Origin of the sequence: Plastoroseomonas arctica, assembly GCF_018128965.1 — a bacterium.
Taxonomy (GTDB): Bacteria; Pseudomonadota; Alphaproteobacteria; order Acetobacterales; family Acetobacteraceae; genus Plastoroseomonas; species Plastoroseomonas arctica.
The window spans coordinates 46009-72978 of record NZ_JAAEDH010000025.1 but is presented as its reverse complement, the minus strand read 5'-3'; the positions used below and the strand labels follow the sequence as shown (position 1 = coordinate 72978).

The 26970-nt window shown below is 69.7% G+C and carries 23 protein-coding genes and 1 pseudogene; 18 read left to right on the top strand and 6 right to left on the bottom strand.

The features are described 5' to 3' along the window. Nucleotides 1-545, top strand: a pseudogene (locus GXW79_RS18565) (hypothetical protein); the annotation flags it as partial. 53 nt (nt 546-598) lie between these two features. Beyond that, nucleotides 599-1066 carry a RidA family protein gene (locus GXW79_RS18560; RefSeq protein ID WP_211875937.1) on the top strand — a complete coding sequence of 156 codons (468 nt, stop codon included), beginning with the start codon at nt 599-601 and terminating at the stop codon, nt 1064-1066. Between the two features lie 186 nt (nt 1067-1252). On the opposite strand, the gene GXW79_RS21530 is transcribed toward GXW79_RS18560, so the two are convergent. Continuing rightward, nucleotides 1253-2509: an adenylate/guanylate cyclase domain-containing protein gene (locus tag GXW79_RS21530; RefSeq protein WP_211875936.1), complete on the bottom strand. Its 1257-nt coding sequence runs from the start codon at nt 2507-2509 to the stop codon at nt 1253-1255. Nucleotides 2510-2649: 140 nt separating this feature from the next. On the opposite strand from GXW79_RS21530, the gene GXW79_RS18550 reads away from it, so the two are divergent. The 14 genes from GXW79_RS18550 (at nt 2650) to GXW79_RS18485 (ending at nt 18267) form a co-directional block, all read left to right on the top strand. Further along, entirely contained in the window at nt 2650-3810 is a 1161-nt protein-coding gene (locus GXW79_RS18550) for a GNAT family N-acetyltransferase (RefSeq protein WP_211875935.1), read from the top strand. Further along, nucleotides 3774-4682 (top strand): DMT family transporter, encoded by a 909-nt coding sequence (locus GXW79_RS18545; protein ID WP_367614961.1) that lies wholly within the window; start codon nt 3774-3776, stop codon nt 4680-4682. The genes GXW79_RS18550 and GXW79_RS18545 overlap by 37 nt, the downstream gene beginning before the upstream one ends. Nucleotides 4683-4696: 14 nt before the next feature. After that, a complete protein-coding gene (locus tag GXW79_RS18540) occupies nt 4697-6634 on the top strand; it encodes a DNA/RNA helicase domain-containing protein (protein ID WP_246504115.1) in 1938 nt (645 codons plus the stop codon). 9 nt (nt 6635-6643) lie between these two features. Then, on the top strand, nt 6644-7507 hold the full coding sequence (locus tag GXW79_RS18535) for an endonuclease/exonuclease/phosphatase family protein (protein WP_211875933.1): 864 nt from the start codon (nt 6644-6646) through the stop codon (nt 7505-7507). 3 nt (nt 7508-7510) lie between these two features. Beyond that, nucleotides 7511-8734 (top strand): MFS transporter, encoded by a 1224-nt coding sequence (locus tag GXW79_RS18530; RefSeq protein WP_211875932.1) that lies wholly within the window; start codon nt 7511-7513, stop codon nt 8732-8734. Further along, on the top strand, nt 8734-9612 hold the full coding sequence (locus GXW79_RS18525) for a PPK2 family polyphosphate kinase (RefSeq protein WP_211875931.1): 879 nt from the start codon (nt 8734-8736) through the stop codon (nt 9610-9612). The genes GXW79_RS18530 and GXW79_RS18525 overlap by 1 nt, the downstream gene beginning before the upstream one ends. 46 nt (nt 9613-9658) lie before the next feature. Beyond that, complete coding sequence (dapF, locus tag GXW79_RS18520) at nt 9659-10459, top strand: diaminopimelate epimerase (RefSeq protein WP_211875940.1); 801 nt, start codon at nt 9659-9661, stop codon at nt 10457-10459. Then, a complete protein-coding gene (gene mtaB / locus GXW79_RS18515) occupies nt 10456-11697 on the top strand; it encodes a tRNA (N(6)-L-threonylcarbamoyladenosine(37)-C(2))-methylthiotransferase MtaB (RefSeq protein WP_367614960.1) in 1242 nt (413 codons plus the stop codon). The genes dapF and mtaB overlap by 4 nt, the downstream gene beginning before the upstream one ends. Continuing rightward, a complete protein-coding gene (gene ftsY / locus GXW79_RS18510; RefSeq protein WP_211875929.1) occupies nt 11697-12785 on the top strand; it encodes a signal recognition particle-docking protein FtsY in 1089 nt (362 codons plus the stop codon). The genes mtaB and ftsY overlap by 1 nt, the downstream gene beginning before the upstream one ends. 28 nt (nt 12786-12813) lie before the next feature. Continuing rightward, nucleotides 12814-14436: an ABC-F family ATP-binding cassette domain-containing protein gene (locus GXW79_RS18505; RefSeq protein WP_211875928.1), complete on the top strand. Its 1623-nt coding sequence runs from the start codon at nt 12814-12816 to the stop codon at nt 14434-14436. A gap of 199 nt (nt 14437-14635) precedes the next feature. Next, nucleotides 14636-15205, top strand: coding sequence for a peroxidase-related enzyme (locus tag GXW79_RS18500; RefSeq protein WP_246504114.1), 570 nt, complete (start codon nt 14636-14638; stop codon nt 15203-15205). Next, nucleotides 15202-15996, top strand: a complete 795-nt coding sequence (locus GXW79_RS18495) for a creatininase family protein (RefSeq protein WP_211875926.1) — start codon at nt 15202-15204, stop codon at nt 15994-15996. The genes GXW79_RS18500 and GXW79_RS18495 overlap by 4 nt, the downstream gene beginning before the upstream one ends. Nucleotides 15997-16079: 83 nt before the next feature. Further along, complete coding sequence (locus GXW79_RS18490; protein ID WP_211875925.1) at nt 16080-17054, top strand: Bug family tripartite tricarboxylate transporter substrate binding protein; 975 nt, start codon at nt 16080-16082, stop codon at nt 17052-17054. A gap of 28 nt (nt 17055-17082) precedes the next feature. Further along, nucleotides 17083-18267 (top strand): MFS transporter, encoded by a 1185-nt coding sequence (locus GXW79_RS18485; RefSeq protein WP_211875924.1) that lies wholly within the window; start codon nt 17083-17085, stop codon nt 18265-18267. A 263-nt stretch (nt 18268-18530) separates the two neighbouring features. Here the strand turns inward: GXW79_RS18485 and GXW79_RS18480 are convergent, their stop codons facing one another. From GXW79_RS18480 to GXW79_RS18460, 5 genes are all read right to left on the bottom strand, one after another. Beyond that, nucleotides 18531-19496: a Bug family tripartite tricarboxylate transporter substrate binding protein gene (locus GXW79_RS18480; protein WP_211875923.1), complete on the bottom strand. Its 966-nt coding sequence runs from the start codon at nt 19494-19496 to the stop codon at nt 18531-18533. A 45-nt stretch (nt 19497-19541) separates the two neighbouring features. Then, the gene (hydA, locus tag GXW79_RS18475; RefSeq protein WP_211875922.1) at nt 19542-20990 is read right to left on the bottom strand and encodes a dihydropyrimidinase; all 1449 of its coding nucleotides are present in this window, start codon (nt 20988-20990) and stop codon (nt 19542-19544) included. 11 nt (nt 20991-21001) lie between these two features. Then, nucleotides 21002-21691 (bottom strand): amino acid ABC transporter permease, encoded by a 690-nt coding sequence (locus tag GXW79_RS18470; protein WP_211875921.1) that lies wholly within the window; start codon nt 21689-21691, stop codon nt 21002-21004. A gap of 6 nt (nt 21692-21697) precedes the next feature. After that, nucleotides 21698-22522 (bottom strand): ABC transporter substrate-binding protein, encoded by an 825-nt coding sequence (locus GXW79_RS18465; RefSeq protein WP_211875920.1) that lies wholly within the window; start codon nt 22520-22522, stop codon nt 21698-21700. Nucleotides 22523-22673: 151 nt separating this feature from the next. Then, complete coding sequence (locus GXW79_RS18460) at nt 22674-23555, bottom strand: dihydrodipicolinate synthase family protein (protein WP_211875919.1); 882 nt, start codon at nt 23553-23555, stop codon at nt 22674-22676. 111 nt (nt 23556-23666) lie between these two features. Here GXW79_RS18460 and GXW79_RS18455 point away from each other — a divergent pair, with 111 nt between their 5' ends. Both GXW79_RS18455 and GXW79_RS18450 read left to right on the top strand, forming a co-directional pair. Continuing rightward, nucleotides 23667-26480: an FAD-dependent oxidoreductase gene (locus GXW79_RS18455; protein ID WP_211875918.1), complete on the top strand. Its 2814-nt coding sequence runs from the start codon at nt 23667-23669 to the stop codon at nt 26478-26480. 114 nt (nt 26481-26594) lie between these two features. Beyond that, on the top strand, nt 26595-26903 hold the full coding sequence (locus GXW79_RS18450; RefSeq protein ID WP_211875917.1) for a hypothetical protein: 309 nt from the start codon (nt 26595-26597) through the stop codon (nt 26901-26903). Nucleotides 26904-26970 lie beyond the last annotated feature (67 nt).

Sequence of the window (26970 nt, the reverse complement as noted above, 5' to 3'; positions counted from 1 at the left end):
CGGCCGCGATCGCCGCCCCGGCGCCGCCCGCCCCGCGCCCGGCCCTGCCGGCACCGACCCTGCCGGAGTTGCCGCTGCTGCTCACCCCGCGCAACGCGGTGCGCGAGGCGGTGGCGCGCGTGACCATCGCCGGGCAGCGCATCACGCTGCGGATGCTCGAGGATTCCGACGGCGCCCTGCGCGGCATCGCCTTCAGCCTCACGCGCGACAGCGCGCTGCGGGCGCTGCTGGACACCACGGCGCTGTCGATCTCGCTCGGCCTCGCGCGTGGCGTTCCGCTCGCGGACTACGTCGATGCGCTGGCCTATGCGCCGTTCGCGCCGTTCGGCGAGGTCGAGGGCGATGTCGAGATCGGCTATGCGAGCAGCGCGCTCGACTGGGCGATGCGGCACATCGGGCGCGCCTATCTCGGTCGCACCGACCTCGCCGATCCGCGCGCACCGGCGAACCTCACGGCGCCGCATGCGCCGCCGCCGCCGCTGCTGCCGCTCGACCTGCCGGCGACCGACGCGCGCCGGGCGCGGCGCTTTCGCCGCGTGGCGTAAGCCGGGAAGCCGCGCTACAAACCGGCCAATCCCATCCGACGAAGGACCTCTCAATGGCCGGTACCATCGACGCGCGGCTCGCCGAGCTCGGCATCACCTTGCCGAACCCGGCGCCGCCCATGGCGAACTACATCCCCTACAACACCACGGGGAATCTCGTGGTGGTGTCAGGCCAGGTGCCGCTCGATGACGGGCGCATCGCGATCACAGGCAAGGTCGGCGCGACGGTGTCGGTCGATGAGGGACGGCGCGCGGCGCGGCTGTGCTTCATCAATGTGGTCGCGCAGCTGCGCGCGGCCTGCGGCGGTGATCTCGACCGCGTGGTGAAGGTGGTGCGCCTGGGCGGCTTCATCGCCTCACCGGCGGAGTTCACCCAGCATGCCGCGGTGATGAACGGGGCCTCCGACCTCGCTGTGGAAATCTTCGGCGAGGCGGGGCGCCATGCGCGCACGACGATCGGCGTGCCCGCGCTGCCGGGCGATGCGGCGGCCGAGGTCGAGGGCATGTTCGAGATCGCGTGATTACGGATGACAGCATGGGGGAAATGAATTTCCCCCAAACCCCCATTCTTTCTTTTTTATCAATTGGCGCGAGCCGGGGAGTCAGCGCGCCTCGAATGGCGCAGTGCTCCCTCACAGCCTGCACCAAGAAATCAAAAATAAAAAAATGGGGTCTGGGGAAATTCTTTTCCCCAGCCTTGCTTGCTTCTACTTCTCCGCAAAGCTGATCACCGGCGTCCACTCCGCCCCTGGCGGCTCCGCGCGCAGTCGCGCGATGCGCTCCGCGAAACTCGCCGCCACCGCGTCGGTATCGGGTCGTGCGGCGCGCTGCAGCGCGGCCTCGGCGGCGTCGAAGCGGCGGGTGCGGTAGCACAGCAGCATCTCCCGCCAATCGGGCAATCCGGCCATGATGGCGGGGTCTGCGACGAGCGGCGCATCGGCCGAATCATGCGCGGCGGCGAGGCCCAGCAGCTCGAACACTTCGATCGCGTCGCGCGCGCCCTTCGGCACGACCAGCCCCACAGGGCGAAAGACGAAGGACTGCCCCGCCCCGCGATAGGTCGCCTCGGAGACCAGGATCTGCGTGTGATGGAACTTGTTCAGCCCCTCCAGCCGCGAGGCGAGGTTCACGACCGAGCCGATTGCCGTATAGGCCATGCGGTCCGAGGAGCCGACGTTTCCCACAACGGCCTCGCCGGTGTGCAGCCCGAAGCGCGTGTAGAATTCCGGCCAGCCGCGCGCTGAGAATTCCTCGGCGAGGCGGCGTGTCACATGCCGCGCGCGCAGCACGCCGTAGCAGGCGTGGCGGGCGTGGGAGAGGTCGCGCCGCGGCGCGTTCCACAGCGCCATCACCGAGTCGCCGATGTACTTGTCGATGGTGGCGTGGTTGCGCAGGAGCTCAGCCGTCACCGCCTCGAAGTAGGTGCAGGTCATGCGCATGAGTTCCTCGGGGTCGAGGTGCTCGGCGGTGCTGGTGAAGCCCTGGACGTCGGAGAACATGACCGTGATCGGCCGGCGTTCGCCGCCGAGTTGCGCTTCGGAAGTGCGCGAGATGAGCTGACGCACCAGGTCGCGCGGCACGTAGACGGCGAAGACGCCGAGCGCCTGCTTCATCCGCCGCAGCGCATTCCCCAGCCGGTCGAGCTCGGCGATGCCGGTGGGCGCCGGCGCGGGGAGGCTCGCGTCGAGGTCGCGCAGCGCTTCCGCCTGGAGCGCGAGGCGGCTGAGCGGCGCGGCGAGGCGCTGACCCCCCCAGCCCGCGATGACGAGGCCGGCCAGGCTGGCGATGCCGATCACCACGCCGCCAACCAGCGGCCCGGGCTCGACCACCAGAACCAGCGCGACGGCGGAGAGCACCAGGCCAATGGCGACGCCCGCCAGCGCGATCGCGGCGGTGGCCATGCCGATCGCGCGGTGGGGCTTGGCCACCGTGGTCAGCGTGGTGGTCATCGTCTCATCGGCCACGATGCGGTGGTCCCTGCCGCGCGGAACACCCTGTTCCGGCGGCAAGCCTAGGCGGGTGCGCGCAGGCGTGACAAGCGCGTGTCTCGTGCATTTCGCGGTGCCACCTTGCGCAGGCCAGCCGCACCGCGAAATGATGCGCCATGGACACACCGCCGCCGGAACTCCTGCTGTCGCTGACCGCGCGCATCGCCGACATCCCCGCCGCCGATTGGGATGCCTGCGCCGGTGGCGGCAATCCCTTCGTCAGCCATGCCTTCCTCAAGGCGCTGGAGGAGAGCGGGTCGGTCGGCGGCCGCACCGGCTGGCTGCCGCAATACGCGGCCCTGCATGACGACCAGAAGACATTGCTCGGTTGCGCGCCCACTTACGTGAAGCTGCATTCGCGCGGCGAGTATGTGTTTGACGCCGGCTGGGCGGATGCGCTGGAGCGCTCGGGCGGCAGCTACTATCCGAAGCTGCAGGTGGCCGCGCCATTCAGCCCGGTGCCTGGCCCGCGCCTGCTCATCCGCGACGAGCGCCTGCCGATCGCCGTGATGGCGGAGGCCCTGGAACAGGCGCAGGGCGCGCTGCGCTGTTCCTCCACGCACGTGACCTTTTGCACCGAGGCGGAGTGCACCGGCCTGACGGAGGCAGGCTGGATGCCGCGCATCGGCGTGCAGTTCCATTTCCACAATCCGGGGTACACGAGCTTCGATGATTTCCTCGCGGCGCTCTCTTCGCGCAAGCGCAAGCAGATCAGGCGCGAACGGCGCGATGCGGTTGAATCCGGCTATGCGCTGCGGACCCTGCGCGGCGCCGATATCACCCAACGGCACTGGGATGCCTTCCACCAGTTCTACAAGGACACGACCGACCGGAAATGGGGACGCGCCGCCTACCTGACGAAGAAATTCTGGCCGCTGCTGGGCGATGCGCTCGGCGACAAGGTGGTGATGATGGTGGCCGAGCGTGATGGCGAACCCATCGCCGGCGCGCTGAACCTTCTGGGCGACGACTGCCTGTACGGGCGCAACTGGGGCACGCTGGTCGAAGCCCCCTTCCTGCACTTCGAGCTGTGCTACTATATGGCCATGGAATTCGCGATCGCGCACAAGCTGCCGCGCGTCGAGGCCGGCGCGCAGGGCGAACATAAACTGCAGCGCGGCTACCTGCCGGTTCCGACCTGGTCGGCGCATCGCATCGCGCATTCCGGGCTGGCGCGCGGCGTCGAGGACTACCTGGCGCAGGAACGCCCCGCGGTGCTGCGCGAGATCGAGGCGCTGGGCTGTGCCACGCCCTTCCGCAAGGATGGCGAGGCCTGACGCGCGCCTACCTCCAGCTGGCGCTGTCGATGAGCCTGGTCGGCGCCAATGTCGCGGTGGCGAAGATTTTGGCGGACTCGCTGCCCATCGCGATGATCGCCTGCCTGCGCTGCGCGATCGCGGTGGTGGTGCTGGTGCCGCTAGCGCGCATCTTCGACCCGCCGGTGCGGCCGAGCGCGGCGAGCCTGCGCAACCTCGCCTGGCAGGCGCTGTTCGGCACGGCGCTCTACAATGCTGGCCTGCTCGCGGGGCTGCGGCTGACGACGGCGCTGGAGGCGGGGTTGGTGCTGGCGACGCTGCCCGCCGTGGTGGCGATCGGCGGCGCGGTGTGGCTGCGCGAACGCATGCCGGCGCGGCAATGGCTGGCGGTCATGATCGCGGCGACGGCAATGGCCGCCCTCACGCTTGCGCGCCTCACGCCGGACGCGGCGGGCAGCGCGCTCGGCAATGCGCTGGTTTTCGCGGGCATCTGCGGCGAGGCGATGTACGTGCTGCTCGGCAAGCGCCTGGGCAACGCGCTGCCGGTGCTGACGGCGAGCCTGTGGATGCAGGTGTTCTCGACGCTGATCCTGCTGCCCTTCACGCTCGCGGAGCTGCCGGCAATGGCTGCGTTGGCGGAGCCGCATCTGGCAGGGCTGCTGCTGTTCCACAGCCTGACGGCGAGCGTGCTTTGCCTGCTGCTGTGGTATGCGGGCCTCAAGCGGGTGCCGGCGGGGATGGCGGGGGTGTTCACCGCCTTCCTGCCGGCGACCGCGGCGGTGGTGGCGATCCTGGTGCTGGGCGAGACGCCGACGCTGGTACACGGGGTAGGGTTCGCGCTGATGCTGGCGAGCGTGTTTCTGGCGACCTGGCACAGGAAGGTGGCGGCGTGAGAGCCTGGCTTGCAATGTCGGTTGTCGAATTCCTCGCCCGCGAGCCCGCCGACATCGCGGGACGCCTGGCCGCACATCAAGTGTCGCGCGGCTATACTGGCACGGCCGAACAGCAGACCGCCTGGGATGGGCAGATCAAGACCTTGCGTGCGGCGCTTTGCGCATTCGCGGGGGCTGGCTGGACACTGGCGCTGGAGTTCGACCTGCTGCGGCTGGAGAAGCGCATCGATGCGGTGTTGCTCACCGATCGCGCGATCCTAGCGATGGAGTTCAAAACCGCCGGGCCCACGCTCGCGGCCCTGGCCGAGGCGGAGGATTACGCGCTCGACCTGCGGGATTTCCACGCCGGCAGCCGCGCCCATGCCATCGTGCCGGTGCTCGTCGCGGGCAGCGGTGGCTTCGTGCCGCCGTTGCAGGCCTGGCTTCTGCCGAAACACCCGACCGAGCCGCTCGTCTGCGGCCCTCGCGGACTCGCAGCCCTGATCGCGTGGGTGCAGGCCGCCATTCCCGCGGACGATGCGCCGCTCGATGGCCCGGCATGGCTCGCCGCGCCGTATCGCCCGACGCCGAACATCATCGAAGCCGCCACAATGCTCTACGCCCGCAATGGCGTCGCCGAGATCGCTGCGGCGCGCGCGGATGCCGCGAACCTCTCGCACACCACGGCCGCGATCGCGCGCGTGGTGGCCGAGGCGCGTGCCACGGGGTCCAAGCGCATCATCTTCGTCACCGGCATTCCCGGCGCCGGGAAGACGCTGTGCGGCCTCAACACGGTGTTCGGCGTCGCGCATGGCAAGGGCGCGGCCTTCCTCACCGGCAATGTGCCGCTGGTGACGGTGCTGCGCGCGGCCATCGTCGCTGATGCGCTCGCACGCCGCGAATGCGCGCGCCCCGAGGCCGAACGCCGGGCCATCGCCCGCCTGCAGAACGTGCACCGCTTCCTCGAAGACGGTGTCACCGACGAAGCGCATCATCCGGCCGAACGCCTCATCGTGTTCGACGAAGCGCAGCGCGCCTGGGACGAGGCGAAGGCTGTCCTTGGCACCCGCAACAAGCCGTCCAAGCTGAGCATGAGCGAGCCGGCGCATACCCTGGCCATCATGGGCCGGCATGAGGGTTGGGCGGTGATCGTCGCGCTCATCGGCCAAGGCCAGGAGATCAACACCGGCGAGGCCGGGCTTGCCGAATGGGGACGGGTCATCGCCACCGATCCGCGCTGGCATGCCCATGCCGCGCACGCGCTGCCGAACCTGCCGGAGGATCGGCGCGATGCCGATGCGGCGCTCGACCTCACCGTCCCGCTTCGTAGCGTACGCGAGAGCTGCGGCGCGGCCTGGGTCGATGCCGTTCTGCGCGGCGCCGCCGACGAGGCCGCGCGGCTCGCCGCGACATCGGACGACTTCCCGTTTCACCTCACGCGCGATCTTGACGCCATGCGCGTCGCGCTCCGCACCGAAGCGCGGGGGTTGCGTCGCGCGGGCCTGGTTGCCTCGGCGGGTGCGAAGCGTCTGCGCGCGGATGGTCTGGGCGTGCAGCTGGAAGACGTCGCCAACTGGTTCCTGTTGCGCTGGCCCGATGTTCGGGCCTCCGACGCGCTGGAGACCATCGCTACGGAGTATGATTGCCAGGGGCTGGAGCTCGACCTGGTCGGGATCGCCTGGGGCGGTGATTTCATCCGCGTGGCCGGCGGTTGGGCCGCGCGACGCTTCGTCGGCTCCGTGTGGCAGCGTGACGCCAAGGAATTCGACTTCGTTCGCAACACCTACCGCGTCCTGCTCACCCGTGCCCGCTACGAGACCATCATCTACGTCCCCCGCGGCGACGCGGCCGACCGCACAAGATCGCCCGCCGAATTCGACGCAATCGCCGATTTCCTCCTCGCCTGCGGCGCCCGGCCCCTGGTGCAGGCAACGGCCACGCGAACACCTGCGCTCGTTCCGCTTCTGCTATAGCCTGCCCGCATGCGCGCCCTCCTCCTGGCCCTGTGCCTCCTCCTCCCCGCCCTGCCGCTCCGCGCGCAGACGACGATCAAGATTTCCACCTGGAACATCGCCTGGCTCACCACCAAGCCGACCGGCCATCCTGACCTCCCCCCCGATATCCGCACCCGGTCGGAGGAGGATTTCGCCCGCCTCCGCGTCTACGCCAGCCGGCTCGATGCCGACATCGTCGCCTTGCAGGAAATCGACGGCCCGCTGGCGGCGGCACGCGTCTTTGACACCCGCGAATACGCCATCCACCTCACCGAGGAGCGCGACGTCCAGCGCCCCGGCTTCGCCTATCGCCGCAACCTGAACGTGACGCACAACCCGGATCTCGTCGGCCTCGACCTCCGACCGACCGCGCGCTACTCGCTGCGCCGCGGCGCCGACATCACGCTCACCACGCCAACCGGTTCGCGGTTGCGGCTGTTGTCCATCCACCTCAACGCCGGCTGCCGGGACGGCGCCATCGCCACCTCCGAACGCCGCGAATGCGACAGCCTCGCGCGCCAGGTCCCGGTGCTCGCCGGCTGGATCGCCGAGCGGCGGCGAGAGGGCGTGCCCTTCATGATCCTGGGCGATTTCAACCGCCGCATCGGGCGCGACGACGAGCTCTTCACCGCACTCAACGAAGCCGCGCCGCTGACCCGCGCCAACGAAGGCTTCCGCAACCCGTGCTGGGGTGGGGGCGATTTCGTGGACCACATCCTTCTCGGCGGCGCCGCGCGCGGCTGGGTGGTGCCGGATTCCACTCGCGTGCTGGTCTATGCCGAGCGCGACCGGCGCCTGCGCGACACCATCTCCGACCATTGCCCGCTCAGCCTGCGCCTGGCGCTGCCCTGATCGATGTCGATCATCCTGCGCGTCACGCTGCCGCTCGCAGGCGTCGGCTTTCTCAACCAGGCCTCGCGCGGGATCATCGCGACGATCGGGCCGCTGCTGGCCCTCGAGCTGGGGCTGTCTGCGAGCCAGCTCGGCCTGCTCGCGGCCGCGGTCTTCGTGACCTATGCGCTGGCGCAGATGCCGGTGGGCCTGGCGCTGGACCTGTTCGGCGCGCGCCGCACCCAGGCCACGCTCGCCGCGGTCGCTGGCTGCGGCTTCCTGCTCTCCGCCCTGGCGGAGGATGCGCTGACGCTGGGACTCGGCCGGTTGCTCACCGGGTGCGGCGTCGCGGCCGCGCTGATGGCGCTGCTGCAGGCCACTGCCCAATGGTTCCCGCGCGACCGGGTAGCCGCGATGACCGGCCTGGGCAGCTTCTTCAGCGGCGTGGGCGCGCTCGCGGTCACGCTGCCGGTGCAGTGGGCGCTGCCCCATATCGGCTGGCGCGGCTGCTTCTGGGCGCTCTCGGCCTGCGGGTTCGCGGTCGCGCTGTGGATCGCCCTCTCGGTGCCGGACCGCCCGCCGGGGGCGGTCGCGCCCGTGCGCCGCAGTCTGGCCAGCGAGATCGCGGAGTATGGGCGCATCTTTGCCGACGCGAATTTCCTTCGCTTCCTGCCGATGCTGGCGATGACCAGCGGCCTCACCTTCACCTTCGGCGGGCTGTGGTCGGGGCCCTGGCTGCGCGATGTCGCGGGGCTGACGGATGAGCCCCGCGCGACCATCCTGCTGTGCTTCGCGCTGGGCTTCATGCTCGGCAACCTCATCGTCGGGCGCTGGGTCGGCTGGGCGCAGCGGCGCGGCTGGCCGGCGATGGTGGTGCCGATGGTGGCCCTCGGCGGCCAAGCGCTGGTCATGCTGGCGCTGCTGCTGAGCCCCAACGCGCTGGCCATCCTGGCGCCGCTGTTCATCGCCTTCGGCTTCATCAGCGCCGGCGGCCCGGCGGGCTACGCCGTGATGGGGCAGGGGTTTCCGCGCGAACTCGCCGGCCGTGTCGCCACCGCGATCAACTTCACCATGCTGGTTCTCACGGTGGTGCTGCAGAACGCCATTGGGTGGGTGCTGGATTTCTGGCCGCGCACCGCCAGCGCGGGCTGGGATCCGGCGGGCTATGCGGTCGCACTCGGTGGTATCCTGTTGCTGCAATGCGCCGCCGCCGGTGCCACGCTCCGGCGCGCCAAGGGAGAGGCCTGATGGAAAAGAAGATCCGCAAGCTGGTGGACCGCTACCGCGTGACGGCGGGCAAGGGGTTTTCCCTGCGCGACCATGACCCCGACGACACTGGCGGGCTGAAGCTCGACCGCGCCGACGCCGACGCCCTGGTCAAGGCCAGCACCACCATCCTGGCCGAGCAGCAGGACAAGCTCTACGCGCAGGATCGCTGGGCGGTGCTGTGCATATTCCAGGCGATGGATGCGGCGGGGAAGGATGGCGCGGTCAAGCACGTTTTCTCAGGCGTCAACCCGCAGGGTTGCCATGTCGAGAACTTCAAGGCGCCGAACGCGCTGGAACTCGACCATGATTTCCTCTGGCGCCACGTGATCGCCATCCCGCGCCGCGGCACCATCGGCATCCACAACCGCTCCTGGTACGAGGAGACGCTGGTGGTGCGCGTCCATCACGAGCTCCTCGCCCACCAGAAGCTGCCGCCCTCCCTCATCACCAAGCGCATCTTCGACGAGCGGCTGGAGGATATCGCGGCCTATGAGCGCTACCTGGCGCGGCAGGGCGTGGTCATCCTGAAATTCTTTCTCCATGTCTCGAAAGAGGAGCAGCGCAAGCGCTTCCTCGAACGCATCGAGGAGCCGGAGAAGAACTGGAAGTTCAACGCCGGCGACGTCGCCGAGCGCGCGCATTGGAAGGCCTATCACACGGCCTATGAGGCGGCGATCCGCGCAACCGCCGCGCCGCACGCCCCCTGGTTCGTGGTGCCGGCGGACAACAAGCGCTTCACCCGCATCATCATCGGCAACGCCATCGCGGCCGCGCTGGAGGACCTCGATCTCGAATACCCCAAGATCGACGAGGCAACCCGGGCCAAGCTGGCCGAGGCGCGCGCAACCCTGGAATGACGGGCGCCCCCTTGGAGCCGGGCATCAGGCAGGGCATATGCCCGGGATGGTCGCCTTCACCAAGATGCATGGCCTTGGCAACGACTTCGTTGTGCTCGATGAGCGCGCGGCGCCGCTTGGCCTGACGCCGGACCTGGCCCGGCGCATCGCCGACCGCCATTTCGGCATCGGCTGCGACCAGCTGATCAGCCTCGAGGCCGCGCCCGGCGCCGATGTCTTCATACGCATCCGGAACCCAGACGGGTCCGATGCGGGCGCCTGCGGCAATGCCACGCGCTGCGTCGCGTCCCTGATCGCGGCCGAGACCGGCCAGCGCCAAATCACCGTGCGCACCATCGCCGGCGACCTGCCCTGCACCATCCTCAGGCCGGACCGCGTGGTCGCCGACATGGGCGCGCCGCGCCTGGGCTGGCACGACGTCCCGCTGGCCGAGGCGATGGACACCCTCGCCCTTCCCATTGCGGAGGCGGCCGCGGCCTGCTCCATGGGCAACCCGCACGCGACACTGTTCGTGGACGACATCGCTGCGGTGGATATCGGCAAGGACGGCCCGCTGCTCGAACACCACCCGATCTTTCCGGAGCGCGCCAATATCGGCTTCGCGCAGATCCTGGCCCCCGACCACATCCGCCTGGCGATGTGGGAGCGGGGCGCGGGGCAGACGCTCGCCTGCGGGTCCGGGGCCTGCGCGGCGATCGTCAACGCGCATCGGCGCGGCATGACCAGACGGCGCGCCACCATTTCCATGCCGGGTGGCGACCTCATCCTGGAATGGCGCGAGAGCGATGGGCATGTGCTGATGGAAGGCCCCGTCGCCACCGCCTTCACCGGCAGTTTTGCGCTGTGAGCGCGGGGCCGACGCTACTGACCTTCGGCTGTCGGCTCAACGCCTATGAGAGTGCTGCGATGGCGTCGCTGGCGCGCGACCATCATGGCGCGATCATCGTCAACACCTGCGCCGTCACCACCGAGGCCGAGCAGCAGGCGCGCAAGGCCATCCGTCGCGCGCATCGCGAAACACCGGGCGCGCCGATCATCGTCACCGGTTGTGCCGCGCAGATCGACCCGGCCGGCTGGGCCGCGCTGCCCGGCGTGATGCGGGTGGTCGGCAATGCCGAGAAGCTGCGGCCCGAAACCTGGGCGCCAGGTGCGGGGCCCAGCCCGGTCGCCGACATTATGACCGTACGGGAGACGGCGGCGCATCTGGTCACCGATTTTCCCGGCCGCGCGCGCGCCTTCCTGCAGGTACAGCAGGGGTGCGATCATAGCTGCACCTTCTGCGTCATTCCCTATGGGCGCGGGCCGTCGCGCTCCGTGCCGATCGGTGTCATTGCGGAGCATCTTCGCGCGCTGGTCACGGAAGGTTTTTCCGAGGTCGTGCTGACCGGCGTCGACATCACCAGCTACGGGCCCGACCTGCCCGGGCGGCCGAGCCTGGGGCAGATGGTGCGGCGGCTTTTGGCGCTGGTACCTGGCCTGCCACGGCTGCGCCTGTCCTCGCTGGACCCTGCCGCGATCGACGAGGATCTGTGGCGGTTGATCGGGGATGAGCCGCGCCTGATGCCGCATCTGCACCTGTCGCTGCAGCATGGCGCGGACCTCATCCTGAAGCGGATGAAGCGTCGCCATTCGCGCGACGATGCGATGGCCGTCATCGCCCGCGCGCGCGCCCTGCGGCCAGGGATGGTGTTCGGCGCCGACCTCATCGCCGGCTTCCCGACCGAGACCGACGCGCACCACGCGGAGACGCTGGCCATGGTTGAAGAGGCGCAGATCAGCTTCCTGCACGTTTTCCCCTTTTCCGCGCGTCCAGGCACCCCGGCCGCGAAGATGCCGCAGCTGCCCGTGCCGCTCCGCCGCGAACGCGCCGCCCGGCTCCGCGCCGCCGGCCTGCTGGCTTCGCAACGCCTCTACGCCGCCCGGCTGGGCCGCGAGGAGAGCGTGCTGATGGAGCGCGGCAATCTCGGCCATACCGAACAATTCTGTCCCGTGCGCGTCAGCGGGGCGACGATCCCCCCGGGCGCCCTGGCGCGGCTGCGCATCACCGGCGCCGGTCCGGACGGGCTTCTGGCGGAGGCGGCCTGATGGCGCTGCGCGATCTGTTCTTCCGCAAGCCGTCGGCGCCTGTGGCGGATGCACCGGACACGCCGGCGCCATTGGCGGATCCCGCACCTTCGGCCGCCACGGCCCCAATGCAGGCCCCGGTTTCGGATCCATCCCGAGCCTCGGTCCCAGCCGCGATCCCTGAAGAACCGACCGGCTGGTTCGGCCGTCTGCGCCAGGGTCTGTCGCGCTCTACGGCGCGGCTGACCGAGAGCGTCACCTCCCTGTTCGTCAAGCGCCGCCTCGACGACGCGGCGCTGGAGGAGCTGGAGGAGACGCTGATCGCCGCCGATCTCGGTCTACCGGCCGCGCGGCGCATCGTGGCGGAGTTTCGCCGGACGCGGTTCGGGACGGATGTGACGGCCGAGGAGGTGAAGGAGGCGTTGGCGGAGAGCATCGCGGCGATCCTTGCGCCGGTGGCGGTGCCGCTGGTGATCGATGCGACGCGCAAGCCGCATGTGGTGCTGGTGGTGGGCGTGAACGGCACCGGCAAGACGACGACGATCGCAAAGCTCGGCCAGCATTATCGCGATGAAGGGCGGCGTTGCACCTTCGTCGCGGGGGATACGTTTCGTGCTGCGGCCGTCGAGCAGTTGCAGGTCTGGGCCGAGCGGACGGGCGCGGGCCTTGCCGCACCCTCCAAGCCGGGCGCGGATGCGGCGGGGCTCGCCTTCGACGCGCTGACGGCTGCGCGCGCCGCCGGGACGGATGTGCTGTTGATCGACACGGCCGGGCGCCTGCACAACAAATCGGCGTTGATGGAGGAGCTGAAGAAGCTGGTGCGCATCATCAAGCGCGTGGACCCGAGCGCACCGCACTCGGTGCTGCTGGTGCTGGATGCGACGACGGGCCAGAACGCCGTGCAGCAGACGAAGATTTTTTCCGAGATGGTGGATGTGACCGGCCTCGCCGTGACGAAGCTGGATGGCTCGGCGAAGGGCGGCGTGGTGGTGGCCCTCGCGCAGGAATTCGCCCTGCCCGTCCACATGGTGGGCGTGGGCGAGAAAGCCGCGGATTTGCGCCCCTTCGAGGCCCGGGATTTCGCGCGGAGCCTGATGGGCCTGGAGTGATCCGCGCGCGCTGCTATAAGCCCGCCCCATGATCCGTCTCGACAACATCAGCAAGCAGAACGGCCGCCAGCTCCTCTTCATCGAGGCTTCGGCCGCGTTGCAGCGCGGCGAGAAGATCGGCCTGGTCGGCCCCAACGGCGCCGGCAAATCCACGCTGTTCCGCATGATCACCGGCCAGGACCAGCCCGATGAGGGCCTGGTGCTGGTCGATCGCGGCGTCACCATCGGCTTCTTCAGCCAGGATGTCGGCGAGATGGCCGGCCGCAGCGCGGTGGCCGAGGTGATGGATGGCGCCGGCGATGTCAGCACCGTCGCTGGCGAACTCGCCGCGCTCGAAGCCGCCCTCGCCAACCCCGACCAGGCTGACCAGATGGACGCGCTGATCGAGCGCTTCGGCGAGGTGCAGGCGCGCTTCGAGGAGCTGGGCGGCTACGCGCTGGAGGGGCGTGCGCGCGAAGTGCTGAACGGCCTCAGCTTCAGCCAGGAGATGATGGACAAGGATGTCGGCGCGCTCTCCGGCGGGTGGAAGATGCGCGTCGCACTCGCGCGCATCCTGCTGATGCGGCCCGATGTCATGCTACTCGACGAGCCGTCCAACCACCTCGACCTCGAGAGCCTGATCTGGCTGGAGGAATTCCTCGCCGGCTATGACGGCGCTCTGATGCTCACCTCGCACGACCGCGAGTTCATGAATCGCGTCATCAACAAGGTGATCGAGATCGATGGCGGCACGCTCACCGCCTTCTCGGGCGACTATGAATTCTACGAAGCCCAGCGCGCGATGAACGAGCGCCAGCAGCAGGCGCAGTTCGAACGCCAGCAGGCGATGCTCGCCAAGGAGATCAAGTTCATCGAGCGCTTCAAGGCGCGCGCCTCGCACGCGGCGCAGGTGCAGAGCCGGGTGAAGAAGCTCGAGAAGATCGACCGCGTGGAGCCGCCCAAGCGCCGCCAGGCGGTGTCGTTCGAATTCTCCCCGGCGCCGCGCTCCGGCGAGGATGTGGTGACCCTGCGCGGCGTCCATAAGCGCTATGGGAGCCGGGTGATCTATGAGGGGCTGGATTTCCTCGTGCGCCGGCGCGAGCGCTGCTGCGTGCTCGGCACCAATGGCGCGGGCAAGTCCACGCTGCTGAAGCTGATCACCGGTGACACGGAGCCCGATGAGGGGCGCGTCGTGCTCGGTGGCAGCGTGAAGCTCGGCTATTTTGCGCAGCACGCCATGGAGCTGCTCGAGGGCGAGCGAACCGTGTTCCAGACGCTGGAGGACAATTTCCCGCTGGCGGCGCAGGGCTCGCTGCGCGCGCTCGCCGGCTGTTTCGGGTTTTCCGGCGATGAGGTGGAGAAGACGTGCCGTGTGCTCTCGGGCGGCGAGAAGGCGCGGCTGGTGATGGCGATCATGCTCTACGATCCGCCGAATTTTCTTGTGCTCGACGAGCCCACCAACCACTTGGACATGGCGACGAAGGAAATGCTGATCGCCGCACTCTCGCAGTATGAGGGGACGATGCTGTTCGTCTCGCATGACCGACACTTCCTGGCCGCCCTCTCGAACCGCGTGCTGGAACTGACCCCGGAGGGGATCCACCAGTATGGGGGTGGGTACACCGAGTATGTCGCTCGGACGGGGCACGAGGCGCCGGGGCTGCATAAGTAAGAGGGCTGGGGAAAAGAATTTCCCCAGACCCCATTCTTTTGTTTTTGGCTTTTTGGTGCGTGCGGCAGGGGTGTGCGAACGTCGGCGATGTGGTGCCGGCTGCGCAGCGGTCCCATGGATAAAAATTAAAGATAAGGGTTTGGGGAAATTCATTCCCCCATGCTGTCGTCCTAGAATGCTCGCAAAAGAGGAACGCCTCATGCACCCCATCGCCCGCACGCCCATCCCAGCTCTCTTCGACATGCCGCCCGACATCCGCGCCCGCATCGAAACCGTGCAGGAGAAATCCGGCTTCATTCCCAACGTCTTCCTCATGCTCGCGCATCGGCCGGAGGAATTCCGCGCCTTCATGGCCTATCACGACACGCTGATGGACAAGCGCGAGGGTCTCACAAAGGCCGAGCGCGAGATGATCGTGGTCGCGGTCTCGGCGGCCAACCAGTGCCAGTATTGCGTGATCGCTCATGGGGCGATCCTGCGCATTCGTGCGAAGAATCCGCTGATCGCGGAGCAGGTTGCGTCCAACTGGCGCAAGGCGGACATAACTGCGCGTGAGCGTGCCATGCTCGGCTTCGCGATGAAGGTGACGCATGCCGCGAACGAGACGAGCGATGCGGATCACGCCGCGCTGCGCGAGGCAGGGTTCAGTGACGATGAAATCTGGGACATCGCCGCCATCGCAGCCTTCTTCGGCATGTCCAATCGGCTGGCCAACGTGACCAGCCTGCGGCCGAACGACGAATTCTATTCCATGGGGAGACAGGCATGAGCGAGGTCCGCTGGGAGCGTCTGACGGCGCCTGAACTGAAGGCGCTCGCCGCGCGCAACGCGCTGGTGGTGCTGCCGGTCGCGAGCCTGGAGCAGCACGGCCCGCATCTGCCGGTCTGGACCGACAGCGCGCTGGGCCATGCGATGTCGGTACGCGCGGCGGAGATCGCGGAAGACGTGCCGGCGGTGGTCCTGCCGGCGATGTGGCTCGGTCTGTCCGAGCATCACTTCCCCTTCGGCGGCACGATCAGCCTGGACTATGCGACCTTCGCGGGCGTGCTGCGCTGCGTGGTGCGCTCGATCATGGCGTGCGGCTTCAAGCGGTTGTTCCTGGTGAACAGCCATGGCGGCAATATCGAACCCCTCGCGGTGGCATCGCGCGAGCTGGCACATGAATTCGGCATCCCGGTCGCGACCACATCGCTGCCGCGCGTAGCGGCGGAGGAGATCGCGGCCATTCTCGAAACGCAGCCCGCCGTGCAACACGCCTGCGAGGCGGAGACCGCGCTTTGGATGCACCTCGACCCAACCCAGGTGCGCATGGACAAGCTGGCAGGCGCGGGCTCGCAGGGCGGCAATCTCGGCAATCCGGACGTGACACGCTTCTGGTCCTTCGCGGAACGCGCGCCGGTGACAGGCGTGCGCGGCAACCCCGAAGCGGCGACGGCTGAGAAGGGTGCGCGCCTGGCTGCCGTGATCTCCGAGGGCCTGGCGCGCGCGATGCGCGACCCGGTGAACTGGACCGCGCCGGACCCCGTGTGGATGCCCGGGCGGGCGCAAGCGCAGCTGTAGCGTTTCGGCTTGACCCCGCCGGCCGGCTTGCCGTCACACTCCCCGCGCAACCGGCGGCCAAGCCGGAGCAGGGGGGCGGATGGATGGCGGGATTGATCACGCGGCGCGCGGCCTTGGCGAGTGCGGCGCTGCTGCCCTTGGCAGCGCACGCGCAGGCGGCGCCGTGGCCGAGCGCTCCGGTGCGCTTCATCGGGTTGTTCCCGCCAGGTGGTGGCACCGACATCCTCTCGCGCATCTGGTGCGCGAAGATGGCCGACATCACGAACCAGCAGTTCATCGTCGAGAACCGCTCCGGCTCGGGCGGCAACGTCGGCACCCACGCCATCGCGCAGTCTCGCAATGATGGATCCGTCATCGGGCTTGCCAGCGTGTCCTCGCTCGCGATCTCGCCGACGCTGTATTCCAGCCTGCCCTTCGATGTAACGCGCGACTTCTCCTATCTCGGCGGGCTGTGGCAGCTGCCGAACATGCTGGTCGTGCACAATGACGTCGCGGCGCGCAGCATTCCGGAGCTCATCGCGCTGCTCAAGGCCAATCCTGGGCGGTACAGTTTTGCCAGTTCCGGGTCCGGCACCTCGGTGCATCTGTCGGGCGAGATGTTCAAGCAGATGGCCGGCGTCGACATCATCCATGTGCCCTATCGAGGCGCGGCGCCGGCGCATATCGACCTGCTCGCGGGCCGCGTGCACATGATCTTCGACAACATCCCCCAGGCGCTGGCGGCGCATCGCGGCGGCACGCTCCGCGCACTGGCGGTCACCGGCGCGCAGCGCAGCCCGCAGGCGCCCGAGGTGCCGGCGATGGCGGAATTCCTGCCCGGATTCGAGATCACCTCCTGGGGTGGCGTGCTGGGGCCGGCGGGCATGGCGCCGGCGCTGGTGAACCGCATCGCCTCACTGACGAAGCAGGCGGTGGAGACGCGCAAGGTGACCGAGCGCTACATCGAGAATGGCGCCACCCCCTGGCCGATCGGGCCCGAGGAGCTGGCGGCGTTCCGTGCGGCGGATGCGGCCCGCTTCGCGCCGCTGATACGCGCCTCGGGCGCGCGCGTGGAGTAGCGCAGTCCGCCGCATCCGGGGATCAGGCATGGCTTTGGTGGTATCGGGCCTCGCCGCGGCGCTCACCGCGACGACGGCCGCGCAGGCGCTCGCGACCTGCGGGGTGTTCATCCTGCCGGTGTTGGCACCCTTCGCGCTGCCCGCGCTCGGCGCCCCGCCGCATTGGATCGGGCACCAGGTGGCGGTGATCTACATCGCGGCGGCCTGCGTCTCCTCCATCGCCGGCGGCGTGATCGGACGGTATGGGCCGGCACGCGGCAGCCAGGTGGCGATGGCGGGTACCGCGCTCGGCGCGGCGCTGATCGCGGCGGGCACGTTGTGGTCGGCGGCCCTGGGTTCGGCGCTGATCGGGGCGAGCTACGGGCTGACCAACCCGGCGGCCTCGACGGTGCTGAGCCGCCTCGCGCCGCCCGCGCGCCGCAACCTGGTGTTTGGGGTGAAGCAGATGGGCGTGCCGCTCGGCGCGGCGCTCGCCGGACTCGCGCTGCCGGCGCTGGCGCTGGCGGTGGGGTGGCAGGGCGCGGCGCTGTGCGTGGCGCTGGTGGTGGCGGGCGCGGCGCTGGGGCTTGGCGTGTTTCGCGGCGCCTGGGACGGGGCGCGCGACGCCGGGCTGCCGCTGCGCGGGGCGGGCGGCGGGCTGAAGCTGCTGCGCGGGCGGCCGGCGCTGCTCTCCATTGCGGTGATCGGGGCGATGTTCTCCGCCGCACAGCTCTCGCTTGGCGCCTATGCGGTCACCATGCTGGTCCAGGAGTTTTCCTGGTCGCCGGTGGCGGCCGGCGCGGTGGCGGCGGCGCTGCAGATCGCCGGCGCGGTGGGGCGCCTGGCCTGGGCCTGGCTGGCGGATCGTACCGCGTCGGGCTTCTTCGTGCTGATGGTGCTCGGCGTGATGGCGGCGGCATGCTCGCTGCCGCTGCCCTTCGCGATCGGCTGGCCGCCGGCCGCACTCGTGGTGGTGCTGTGTCTGCTGGGCTTCTGTGCCGCCGGATGGAACGGGGTGGCGCTTGCGGAGGCGTCTCGCCTGGCGCCGCCCGGGGCGGCCGGGCACGCGACGGGGGCGGTGCTGTCCGTCACCTTCGCGGGCGTGGTGACGGGGCCCACGCTCTTCGCGCTGATCTTCTGGGGCGTAGGGTCCTATGCGATGGCTTTCGCGTTGCTGGCCGCGTTGCCGCTGGCGGGGGCGGCGATCGCGTGGCGGGCGCAGCAGTACAGGTGAGCCCTGCCCTTCGTCGCCCCATGATGCTGGGCCCGTCCGTCGGATGCGCATCAAGAGCGAGCGGACTTCGCCCGGCGCTGCGCGCCTATTGACCCGCACCCGCCGGCCGGAACAAGGGCCAGGGGTCGAAGAATGGAGGCGGAGTGCACTGCTCGGCTTGCTTCGATCACGGCCTTTTCGCCGGTCATGGGGCCGGCTCAAGGGCGCCGAAGGCGCGTACCGGGCGCGCGGCCGGCGGAGGCTTGGCGATTAAGGCAGTCCGCCTACTCCACCCGGATCCCCGCGCTGCGCACCAGCGGCACGAAGCGCGCCTGGTCGGCGCGGATCGCGTTCGCGTAATCCTCCGGCCCGCCCGGGGATGGGTCCAGCCCCTGGCGACGCAGCGCGGCACCCGTCGCGGCATCGCCCAGCGCCGCGCGCAGCGTCTCCGCCAGCCGCGCGACCACCGCCGTCGGCGTCGCCCGTGGTGCGAGGATTCCGTAGATGTGCCCGGTGTCGAATTCCGGCAGCCCGGCCTCGGCCACTGTCGGCACCTCCGGCAGGTAGAAGGCGCGCGTCAGAGCAGGGATGGCGAGTGCGCGCAGCTTGCCGCCTTCCACCTGCGGCAAGGCGGGCGGCGCGGTGGAGAAGGCGTAGTCCAGCCGCCCAGCCACCAGGTCGCTCATAAGCGGCCCGCCGCCGCGATAGGCCACGCCCACCGTGGTGATGGCCGCCATGGAGTCCATCAGCAGCCCGGCGAGATGGCCCGAGGTGCCGATGCCCGAATAGCCCCAGTTGAGCGCGCCAGGCCGGCGCCGCGCCTCGGCCAGCAGCTCCGCCACGTTGCGCCAGGGCCGGTCCACCGGCACCACGAGCACGCCGGTCTGGAAGGCCAGCGGTCCCACCGGCACCAGCTCCGCCATGGGATCGAAGGGCAGGTTTCCCGCGACGGGGTTGATCACCAAAGGGCCCACGGTGCCGAGCAGCAAGGTGGTCCCGTCGGCCGGCGCGCGGACGACGATCTCGGTCGCGATGTTGCCGCCGGCGCCGCCGCGATTCTCGATCACCACCGCCTGACCCAGCAGCTCGCCCCAGCGCGGTGCCACGGCGCGCATGGCGCCATCCGTGGCGCCGCCCGGGGTGAAGCCGACGATGACGCGCACGGGACGGTCGGGGAAGGCCTGTGCCCTCGCCCCACGCGCGGCGAGAAGCGCAGGCAGCGCGAGGCTGAGGGCGCGGCGTGTCGGCATGGTGTTCTCTCCCGGTTGGGTAGAGTCTAGCGCGCCGCGTCGGGGCTACAAGACGGGTGCGGCGTCGAACCCGTTCGCAAGCACGCCGCGGGGCGCGACCATCGGGTAGGGCGCGCGTGGCAGGTACTGGCCGGTGCCCGGCTCCGCCTGCACCACGCCGTCGCGCATCACCATCACGCCGCGGCGGAATGTCACGACCGGCCAGCCCGTGACCTCGGTGCCCTCATAGGGCGTGTAGTCGATGGCGTGCTGCATCAGCGCGTTGGTCAGCGTCACGCGCTTGCCCGCATCCCACAGCACGATGTCGGCATCCGACCCCGGCGCGATGGCGCCCTTCTTCGGATACAGCCCCATCAGCTTCGCGGCGTTGGTGCTGGACAGGCGGACGAATTCCTCGATGCCGATGCGGCCCTTGGACACGCCTTCGCTGAACAGCAGCGGCAGCCGCGCGGCGAGGCCGGGGATGCCGTTGGGCACCACGTCGAAGTTCGCGCCATCGCCATTCTGCTTCTTGCCGAGCGAGCCCCCATAGGAATAGCCGCAATGGTCGGAGGAGATGACGTCCAGCGTGCCGCGCTGGATCATCCCCCACACGCGCGCATGCTCCGCCGTGTCGCGCGGGGCGGGGCTGCACATGAACTTCGCGCCCTCGAAGCCCGGGCGCGCCATGTCCTCCGCGGTGAGGGCGAAGTACTGCGGACAGGTCTCGCCCCACACCTTCACGCCGCGCGCCTGGGCGCGGGCGATTTCCTCCGCCGCCTCGGCGCAGCTGACGTGGAAGACCTGGATCGGCTGGTCCACCATCTCGGCCAGCGCGATGGCGCGGTGCGTCGCCTCGCGCTCCACCACCGGCGGGCGCGACCAGGCGTGGTACTTCGGCGCCGTCATGCCGGCCGCGAGCAGCGCCTGGGCGCGCCAGTTGATCGCGTCGTAATTCTCGCAATGCACGGTGACCAGACAACCATGCCGGCGCGCGGTGGCGAGTACGCGGAGGTATTGCTCGTCGTTCAGATGCAGCGGCTCATAGGTGAGGAAGACCTTGAGGCTGCGCACGCCGTCCGCGACCAGTTGCGGCACCTCGTCATTCATCACCACATCAGTGGGATCGGAAATGATCTGGTGCAGCGCCACGTCCAGCATCCCGGTCGCGGCGCGCGCGCGATAGGCGCGGTGCATGTCCAGCACGCCGCCGCCCTTGAACTGCTGGGTGAAGCAGACGACCGATGTCGTGCCGCCGGCGAAGGCGCTGGTTGAGGCACTGATGAAACTCTCTTCGTGGACGCTGCCATTCGCCTCGGGCTGTTCGATATGGCAGTGGCTGTCCACGCCGCCGGGCAGCACCAGCAGGCCGGAGGCATCCACAATGGTGGTCGCGTCGTTGATCGCTTCGGCCAGCGCGGCCACACGGCCATCCTTCACGCCGATGTCGCAGCGGATCACGCCGAAGGCACTCGCCACCGTGCCGCCGCGTATCGCGAGGTCGTACTGGGCCATCACTCTGTCTCCTATCGCCGGTCGGCGCTTTCCTGGCCATAGCCCCGGCCGTAGCGTTTTTCCAGCCGCCGCTGCACCACCTCCCACAGGGTGGTCAGCACCAGGTAGTAGAGCGCCGCGACGGCAAACAGCTCCAGCACCAGGAACCGCTCCTGGATCAGGATCTGCGTCCGCCGCAGCAGCTCGTCGAGGCTGATGACGGACGCCACCGACGTCGTCTTGAGCAGCCCGTTTACCGAGTTGCCGAGCGGCGGGATCACCACGCGCATCGCCTGCGGCCAGACCACCAGGCGGAACACCTGCACCTTGTGCAGGCCGAGCGCGGTCGCCGCCTCCCGCTGGCCCTTGTGGACCGAGAGGATGCCGGCGCGCACGATCTCCGACAGGTACGCGCCCTCATTGAGCGAAATGCCGATGAGGGCGGCTTCCCAAACCGAGAAGCGCAGGCCGAACAGCGGCAGGCCGGTGTAGATGAGCAGCAGCTGCACCAGCAGCGGCGTGCCCCGGAAAATCCAGCAGTAGAACACCGCGAACCACACCAGCGGCCGCTTGCCCGACAGCCGCAGCAGCGCGATGGCCACGCCCAGCACCAGCCCGCAAAACAGCGAGGCGATCGTGACGCCGACCGAGATCAGCGCCCCTTCCAGCAGATAGGCGTTGAAGAGGTAGTCGAAGAATCCATCCCAACGCCAGATCTGCATCGCCGATCAGCTCGGCCCGACGACTTCGAAAGGCCCGTCATAGGCGGCGACGCCGAAGCGATCGAGCAGCGCCATGAAGCTGCCATCGGCGCGCATCTCGGTCAGCACGCGCGCAACCTGCGTGGCCAGCGCACGCGAGCGGAAGCCGAAATTGATCGGCGTGCCGTAGAGGCCCGAGATCGCGCGGGTGAAATCGCCGCGGTCGTCATATTCCTTGGCGGTGCTGTCGATCGAGATCGCCGCATCCAACTGCCCCACGCGCAGCGCCTGGAAGGACACCGCGAAATTGTCGAAGGCGCGCACGGTGATGGGGCGCAGGCCGCGCGCGGTGAGGTCCGTCGCGATGTCCTGGCTGCGGCGGAATTCGAAGCCGCCCTGCTCGACGCCGACATTGAGGCCGGCGAGGTCTTCGAGGCGACGGATGTTGCGCGGGTTGCCGCGGGGCACGGAGATGGAGATGGCCTGCTGTTCGTAGCGCACCAGCCACATCAGGCGCTGGCGTTCCTCGGTGTAGAACATCCCCGTGTTGATCATGTCCCAGCGCCGTGCGGCGAGGCCGGGGACCATCGCGGCGAACTCCACCCGCACATTCTCCACCGTGAGGCAGAGCCTGCGCGCGATCTCGGCGCCGAGCTCCACACGCATGCCACGCAGCGTGCCGGTGCTGTCCACGAACTGCATGGGCGGCAGGGTGGGGTTGGTGGAGAGCGTGAGGGTGCGGGGCTTCACCAGCTCGGAATCGGGTACGGCAGGGGTGCAGGTCTGGGCTAGGGCGGGCGTTGCGGCGAGGCCGAGGCCGGCGCCGAGAAGGGCACGACGGTCGAGAGTCATAAGGGGGGTCCTTTGGTGAGGGTTAGGTCGGGGAAATGAATTTCCCCGAACCCCATTCTTTTATTTTTGTTTGTTGCTGCTGGTTGCCGGGCCAGCACCAATAAATCAAAAAAGAAAGAATGGGGGTCTGGGGGAAATTCATTTCCCCCAGTCACTGCACGATGCCGCGAAGAACTTCAGTCAGTGCCGGGACATCCGCCTTCGGCAATGGCAGCCGCGGCGCCCGTGGCGGCCCCATGCTCATGCCCATGATATCGAACGCAGCCTTCGTGCCTGCGACGTAGCGCGGCCCCCCCACCCAGGGCAGCAAGGGCGCCAGGCGGCGATACAGTGCCAGCGCGCGGGGCTGGTCTCGGTCGAAGGCGGCGGCGTGGAACATATCGGCCGAGAGGCGCGGTGCGACGTTGCTGCACACGGCCACCCAGCCAATCGCGCCGAGCCAGGCGCTTTCGTACCCGAGCACGCCGGCGAAGACCTCCATCCGGTCGCCGCAGAGCGCGATGATGTCGCGCACGCGGGTGACTTCGAGGGTGCTTTCCTTGACGTAGCGGCAGTTGGGGATGGTCGACAGCCGCGCGAGGATCGGCGGCGTCAGGTCCACATTCGCGGTCGCGGGGTTGTTGTAGACCATGATGGGAATGCCGATGGCGTCCGCGATGGTCTTGTAGTGGTGGAACAGCTCATCCTCGGTCGGCACCGAGTAGTAGGGCGGGATGATCATGACGCCGTCCGCGCCCATCGCTTCCGCCTCGCGCGAGAGGGCGACGGCCTCGCGCGTGTCCTCCACGCCGGTGCCGATGAGCACGGGTACACGGCCGCGCGCGGTCTTCACCACGCACTCGGTGATGGCAGCGCGTTCCTCGCGGTTGATCGACAAAAATTCGCCGGTGGAGCCGAGCGGGATGAGGCCACGGATGCCCTCGGCGATCTGGAACTCGACCAGCCGCGCGAGTGCCGCGAGATCGACGGCGCCGCCATCCGCCGTGAAGGGCGTGACGAGCACGGTGTAGCAGCCGCGAAAGGGCTCCGGCATTGGGTTTACCCCCGGCGTTGGACCGGCCACCATGGCAACCCGTTTCGCCAGAGGTTGCAAGCCCGGCCCATGCGCCTCCGCTCGCCTGACACACACAGCACTGCACAAGCGGTGAGCATTGCCTTCGACGGACGCCCGATTTCGGCCCTGCCGGGGGAGAGTGTGGGGGCGGCGCTCTCGGCGGCGGGGATCCTGGCGCTGCGCCGCACGGTCTCGGGTGCCGAACGCGGGCTGCATTGTGGGATGGGTGCGTGCTTCGACTGCCTGGTCACCATCGACGGCCGCGCGAACCAGCGCGCCTGCATGGTGGCGGTGGCCGATGGCATGGTGGTGGAGAGCGCCGCGCCCGCGCATCCGGCACCGCTCGCGGAGGCGCCGGGCGCGGAGGACGTCACCAGCTGCGACGTGCTGGTGGTGGGTAGCGGCGTTGCAGGCCTCGCTGCGGCGGCCGCTGCTGCAAGGGCGGGAGCGCGCACGATCCTGCTCGATGAGCGGGAGAAGCCCGGCGGGCAATACGCGAAGCCACTCGGTGCCGCGCACGAGCAGGCGCGGCCGGACGCGCAGCACCGGCTTGGCGACGCCCTTCGCGCGGAGGCTATTGCGGCGGGCGTGACCATGCTCGCCGATGCACAGGTGTGGGGCGCCTTCGCCGTCGATGACATGGCCGCTCTCGTCGGTGGACGTGCTGCGCGGTTCAACGCGAAACGCCTCGTCCTCGCGACCGGCGCGCATGAAGCGCCGGTGCCGATCCCTGGCTGGACGCTGCCGGGCGTGATGACGGTGGGCGGGATGCAGTCCCTCGCCCGCGCCCAGCGCGTGAGCCCGGCGACGCGGGTGGTGATCGCGGGGAATGGCCCGCTCAACCTGCAGCTCGCCGCCGAGTTGGTGGCCGGCGGCGTCGAGGTCGCGGCGGTGGTGGAGACGGCGGCGAAGCCCGGGCTGCGACACGCGGCGGCGGTGCTCGCCATGGCGGCGAGCGCGCCCGACCTGCTGTGGGATGGCGCGCAATCCCTGCGGCGGCTGCGCGGCGTGCCGATCATCTACGGCGCGACATTGCTGGGCTGCGAAGCGGACGCCGCCGGGCATTTCGCCGCGCTGCGCATCGCGACGGCGACCGGCGAGCAACGCGTCGAAGCCGGCGCCTGCGCGCTCAACCATGGCTTCGCGCCCGATACGGCACTCGCCCGCGCACTCGGCTGCGCGCAGCGCTTGCGCGACGGCCGCTTGGAAACCGTCGCCGATGCCGATGGCCGCACCAGCGACCCTGCAATCTTCGCGGTGGGCGACGGCGCATCCTTCGGCGGCGCGCGCGTGGCCCTCGAAAGCGGCCGCGCAGCCGGTCTCGCCGCCGCGCGCGACCTCGGCTTCACAGCCCCGGAGGATGCCCGCAACACCCGCGCCCTGCACCGCGCGGAAAAATTCCAGCGTGCGCTCTGGCGCCTCTACGCCGCGCCACCGCTCGCAGCGCCGGCGGACACCACCATCCTCTGCCGCTGCGAGGAGGTGACCGCCGGCACGCTGCGCGCCGCGATGGCCGAGGGCGCCCAATCCCTCCCCGCGCTCAAGCGCGCGACGCGGGCGGGCATGGGCCGCTGCCAGGGCCGCTTTTGCGCCGAGAGCATCGGCCGCCTCTGCGGCGCCGAGGCCGAGGCCGACTTCTCGGCGCCACGCGCGCCCTTGCGACCGGTGCCGATCGCCGTACTCGCGCGCGAGCATCCCGAATGGGGCGGCGCGCCCATCGTCGCCGCACCGCCCGCCATCGCCTGGCGCGGCACTCCCAGCGCCAACCCGCCCACCGATTGCGACGTGCTCGTCATCGGCGGCGGCGTCGCTGGCCTGTCCACGGCGCTGTATCTCGCACGCGACGGGCACGACGTTGCGGTGCTCGACCGCGCGCAGCCCGGCGTCGCCGCCAGCACAGCGAACGCCGGCACGCTGCACGTGCAGCTGCTCTCCTACGATATCGGCGACCCCGCCGTGGCGCGCGGTGGCGAGGGCCCGGCCGCCTCCGCCCTGCCGCTGGCGCCCGAGAGCATCGCGCTGTGGGAGGCCATCGCGCGCGATGCCGGAGAACCGCTCGGCCTCAAGCGTTCCGGCGGGCTGATGCTGGCCGAGACCGCAGAGGAACAGGCCTGGCTGGTCCAAAAGGCCGCCATCGAGGCGCGGCACGGCATCCGCACCGACTTCATCGGCGCCAACGAGCTGCGCGACCTCGCGCCCGATCTTGGCCCGCATTTCATCGCGGCCGCTTTCTGCGAGGCCGAGGGCATGATCGACCCGCTGCGCGCCACCCTCGCGCTGGCGAGGCTCGCCCGCGCGGCCGGCGCCCGCATCCATGCGAACACCAGCGTCATCGCCATCGCACGCGACGGAGGCGGCTTCACCGTCACCACCGAGGCCGGCACGCTGCGCTGCGGCCGTATCGTCAACGCCGCCGGCCCCTGGGCAGGCCAGGTCGCGGCGCTGTCCGGCCACCCCATCCCGGTGCGCGGCTCCGTCCAGCAGGTGCTCGCCACCGAGGCCGCCCCGCCGATGCTGCGCCACGCCGTTGCCCATGCCGGACGCCACCTTTCCCTCAAGCAAGGATCCGGCGGCCATGTGCTCATCGGTGGCGGCTGGCCCGGCACGCATGATGCCCAAGGCGCCACGCGCAACACCCGCGGCGGCATCGAGGGCAATCTCTGGGTTGCGCAGCGCGTCCTGCCCGCGCTCGCCGGCCTGCACCTGGTGCGCGCCTGGACCGCGATGAACATCCACCTCGACGGCGCGCCCCTGCTCGGCGAGACCCCCGGCCTGCCGGGGTTTTTCAACGCCGTCACCTTCAACGGCTATACCCTGGCCCCGATCGTGGGCCGGATGACGGCCGATGCGATGGCGGGCCGCGCCGCCATCCCCGAGCGCTTCTCCCTCGCCCGCTTCGCCTGAACCGTCACCTTTGTGTGCAGTTGTAACAGAAGGTCGAATCGCCTTGATTTCGCCATGCCTCGGGAGCAATTTAATATGGATCGAAAACGCAACGGCTCATCACGGAGCTTCCCAATGACACGCACGCATCGCCTGGGTCTCATCGCCGCCACCGCCATGCTGGGCCTCGCCGCCGCAGCCCCGGCGCAGGCACAGTACTACCGCCACCGCGGCTATTACGGCGGTGGCGTCGCCGCCGGCATCGTCGGTGGCTTGGCGCTCGGCGCCATCGTCGGCGGGCTCGCCTATCGCGCGCCGCCGCCGCCCGTCTACTATGCGCCGCCGCCGGCCTATTACGTGCCGCCCGCGCCGGCCTACTATGCGCCGCCGCCGCCGCGCGCCTACTACGCGCCGGCCCCAGTGGTGGTCTACAAGCCCTACTGAGGCACCCCTGGCGGGTTCCCGGCGACGACGCTAGCCTCAGCGTCGTCGATCCCGTCGTGCCGCCGGA

Coding starts and splice junctions, on each gene's coding strand:
- GXW79_RS18505 (WP_211875928.1), top strand. CDS start 12,814: ATGATCCGTCTCGACAACATCAGCAAGCAGAACGGCCGCCAGCTCCTC.
- GXW79_RS18535 (WP_211875933.1), top strand. CDS start 6,644: ATGCGCGCCCTCCTCCTGGCCCTGTGCCTCCTCCTCCCCGCCCTGCCG.
- dapF (WP_211875940.1), top strand. CDS start 9,659: ATGGTCGCCTTCACCAAGATGCATGGCCTTGGCAACGACTTCGTTGTG.
- GXW79_RS18495 (WP_211875926.1), top strand. CDS start 15,202: ATGAGCGAGGTCCGCTGGGAGCGTCTGACGGCGCCTGAACTGAAGGCG.
- GXW79_RS18480 (WP_211875923.1), bottom strand. CDS start 19,496: ATGCCGACACGCCGCGCCCTCAGCCTCGCGCTGCCTGCGCTTCTCGCC.
- GXW79_RS18485 (WP_211875924.1), top strand. CDS start 17,083: ATGGCTTTGGTGGTATCGGGCCTCGCCGCGGCGCTCACCGCGACGACG.
- GXW79_RS18465 (WP_211875920.1), bottom strand. CDS start 22,522: ATGACTCTCGACCGTCGTGCCCTTCTCGGCGCCGGCCTCGGCCTCGCC.
- GXW79_RS18525 (WP_211875931.1), top strand. CDS start 8,734: ATGGAAAAGAAGATCCGCAAGCTGGTGGACCGCTACCGCGTGACGGCG.
- GXW79_RS18450 (WP_211875917.1), top strand. CDS start 26,595: ATGACACGCACGCATCGCCTGGGTCTCATCGCCGCCACCGCCATGCTG.
- GXW79_RS18540 (WP_246504115.1), top strand. CDS start 4,697: ATGTCGGTTGTCGAATTCCTCGCCCGCGAGCCCGCCGACATCGCGGGA.
- GXW79_RS18550 (WP_211875935.1), top strand. CDS start 2,650: ATGGACACACCGCCGCCGGAACTCCTGCTGTCGCTGACCGCGCGCATC.
- hydA (WP_211875922.1), bottom strand. CDS start 20,990: ATGGCCCAGTACGACCTCGCGATACGCGGCGGCACGGTGGCGAGTGCC.
- ftsY (WP_211875929.1), top strand. CDS start 11,697: ATGGCGCTGCGCGATCTGTTCTTCCGCAAGCCGTCGGCGCCTGTGGCG.
- GXW79_RS18460 (WP_211875919.1), bottom strand. CDS start 23,555: ATGCCGGAGCCCTTTCGCGGCTGCTACACCGTGCTCGTCACGCCCTTC.
- GXW79_RS18560 (WP_211875937.1), top strand. CDS start 599: ATGGCCGGTACCATCGACGCGCGGCTCGCCGAGCTCGGCATCACCTTG.
- GXW79_RS18470 (WP_211875921.1), bottom strand. CDS start 21,691: ATGCAGATCTGGCGTTGGGATGGATTCTTCGACTACCTCTTCAACGCC.
- GXW79_RS18500 (WP_246504114.1), top strand. CDS start 14,636: ATGCACCCCATCGCCCGCACGCCCATCCCAGCTCTCTTCGACATGCCG.
- GXW79_RS18530 (WP_211875932.1), top strand. CDS start 7,511: ATGTCGATCATCCTGCGCGTCACGCTGCCGCTCGCAGGCGTCGGCTTT.
- GXW79_RS18490 (WP_211875925.1), top strand. CDS start 16,080: ATGGCGGGATTGATCACGCGGCGCGCGGCCTTGGCGAGTGCGGCGCTG.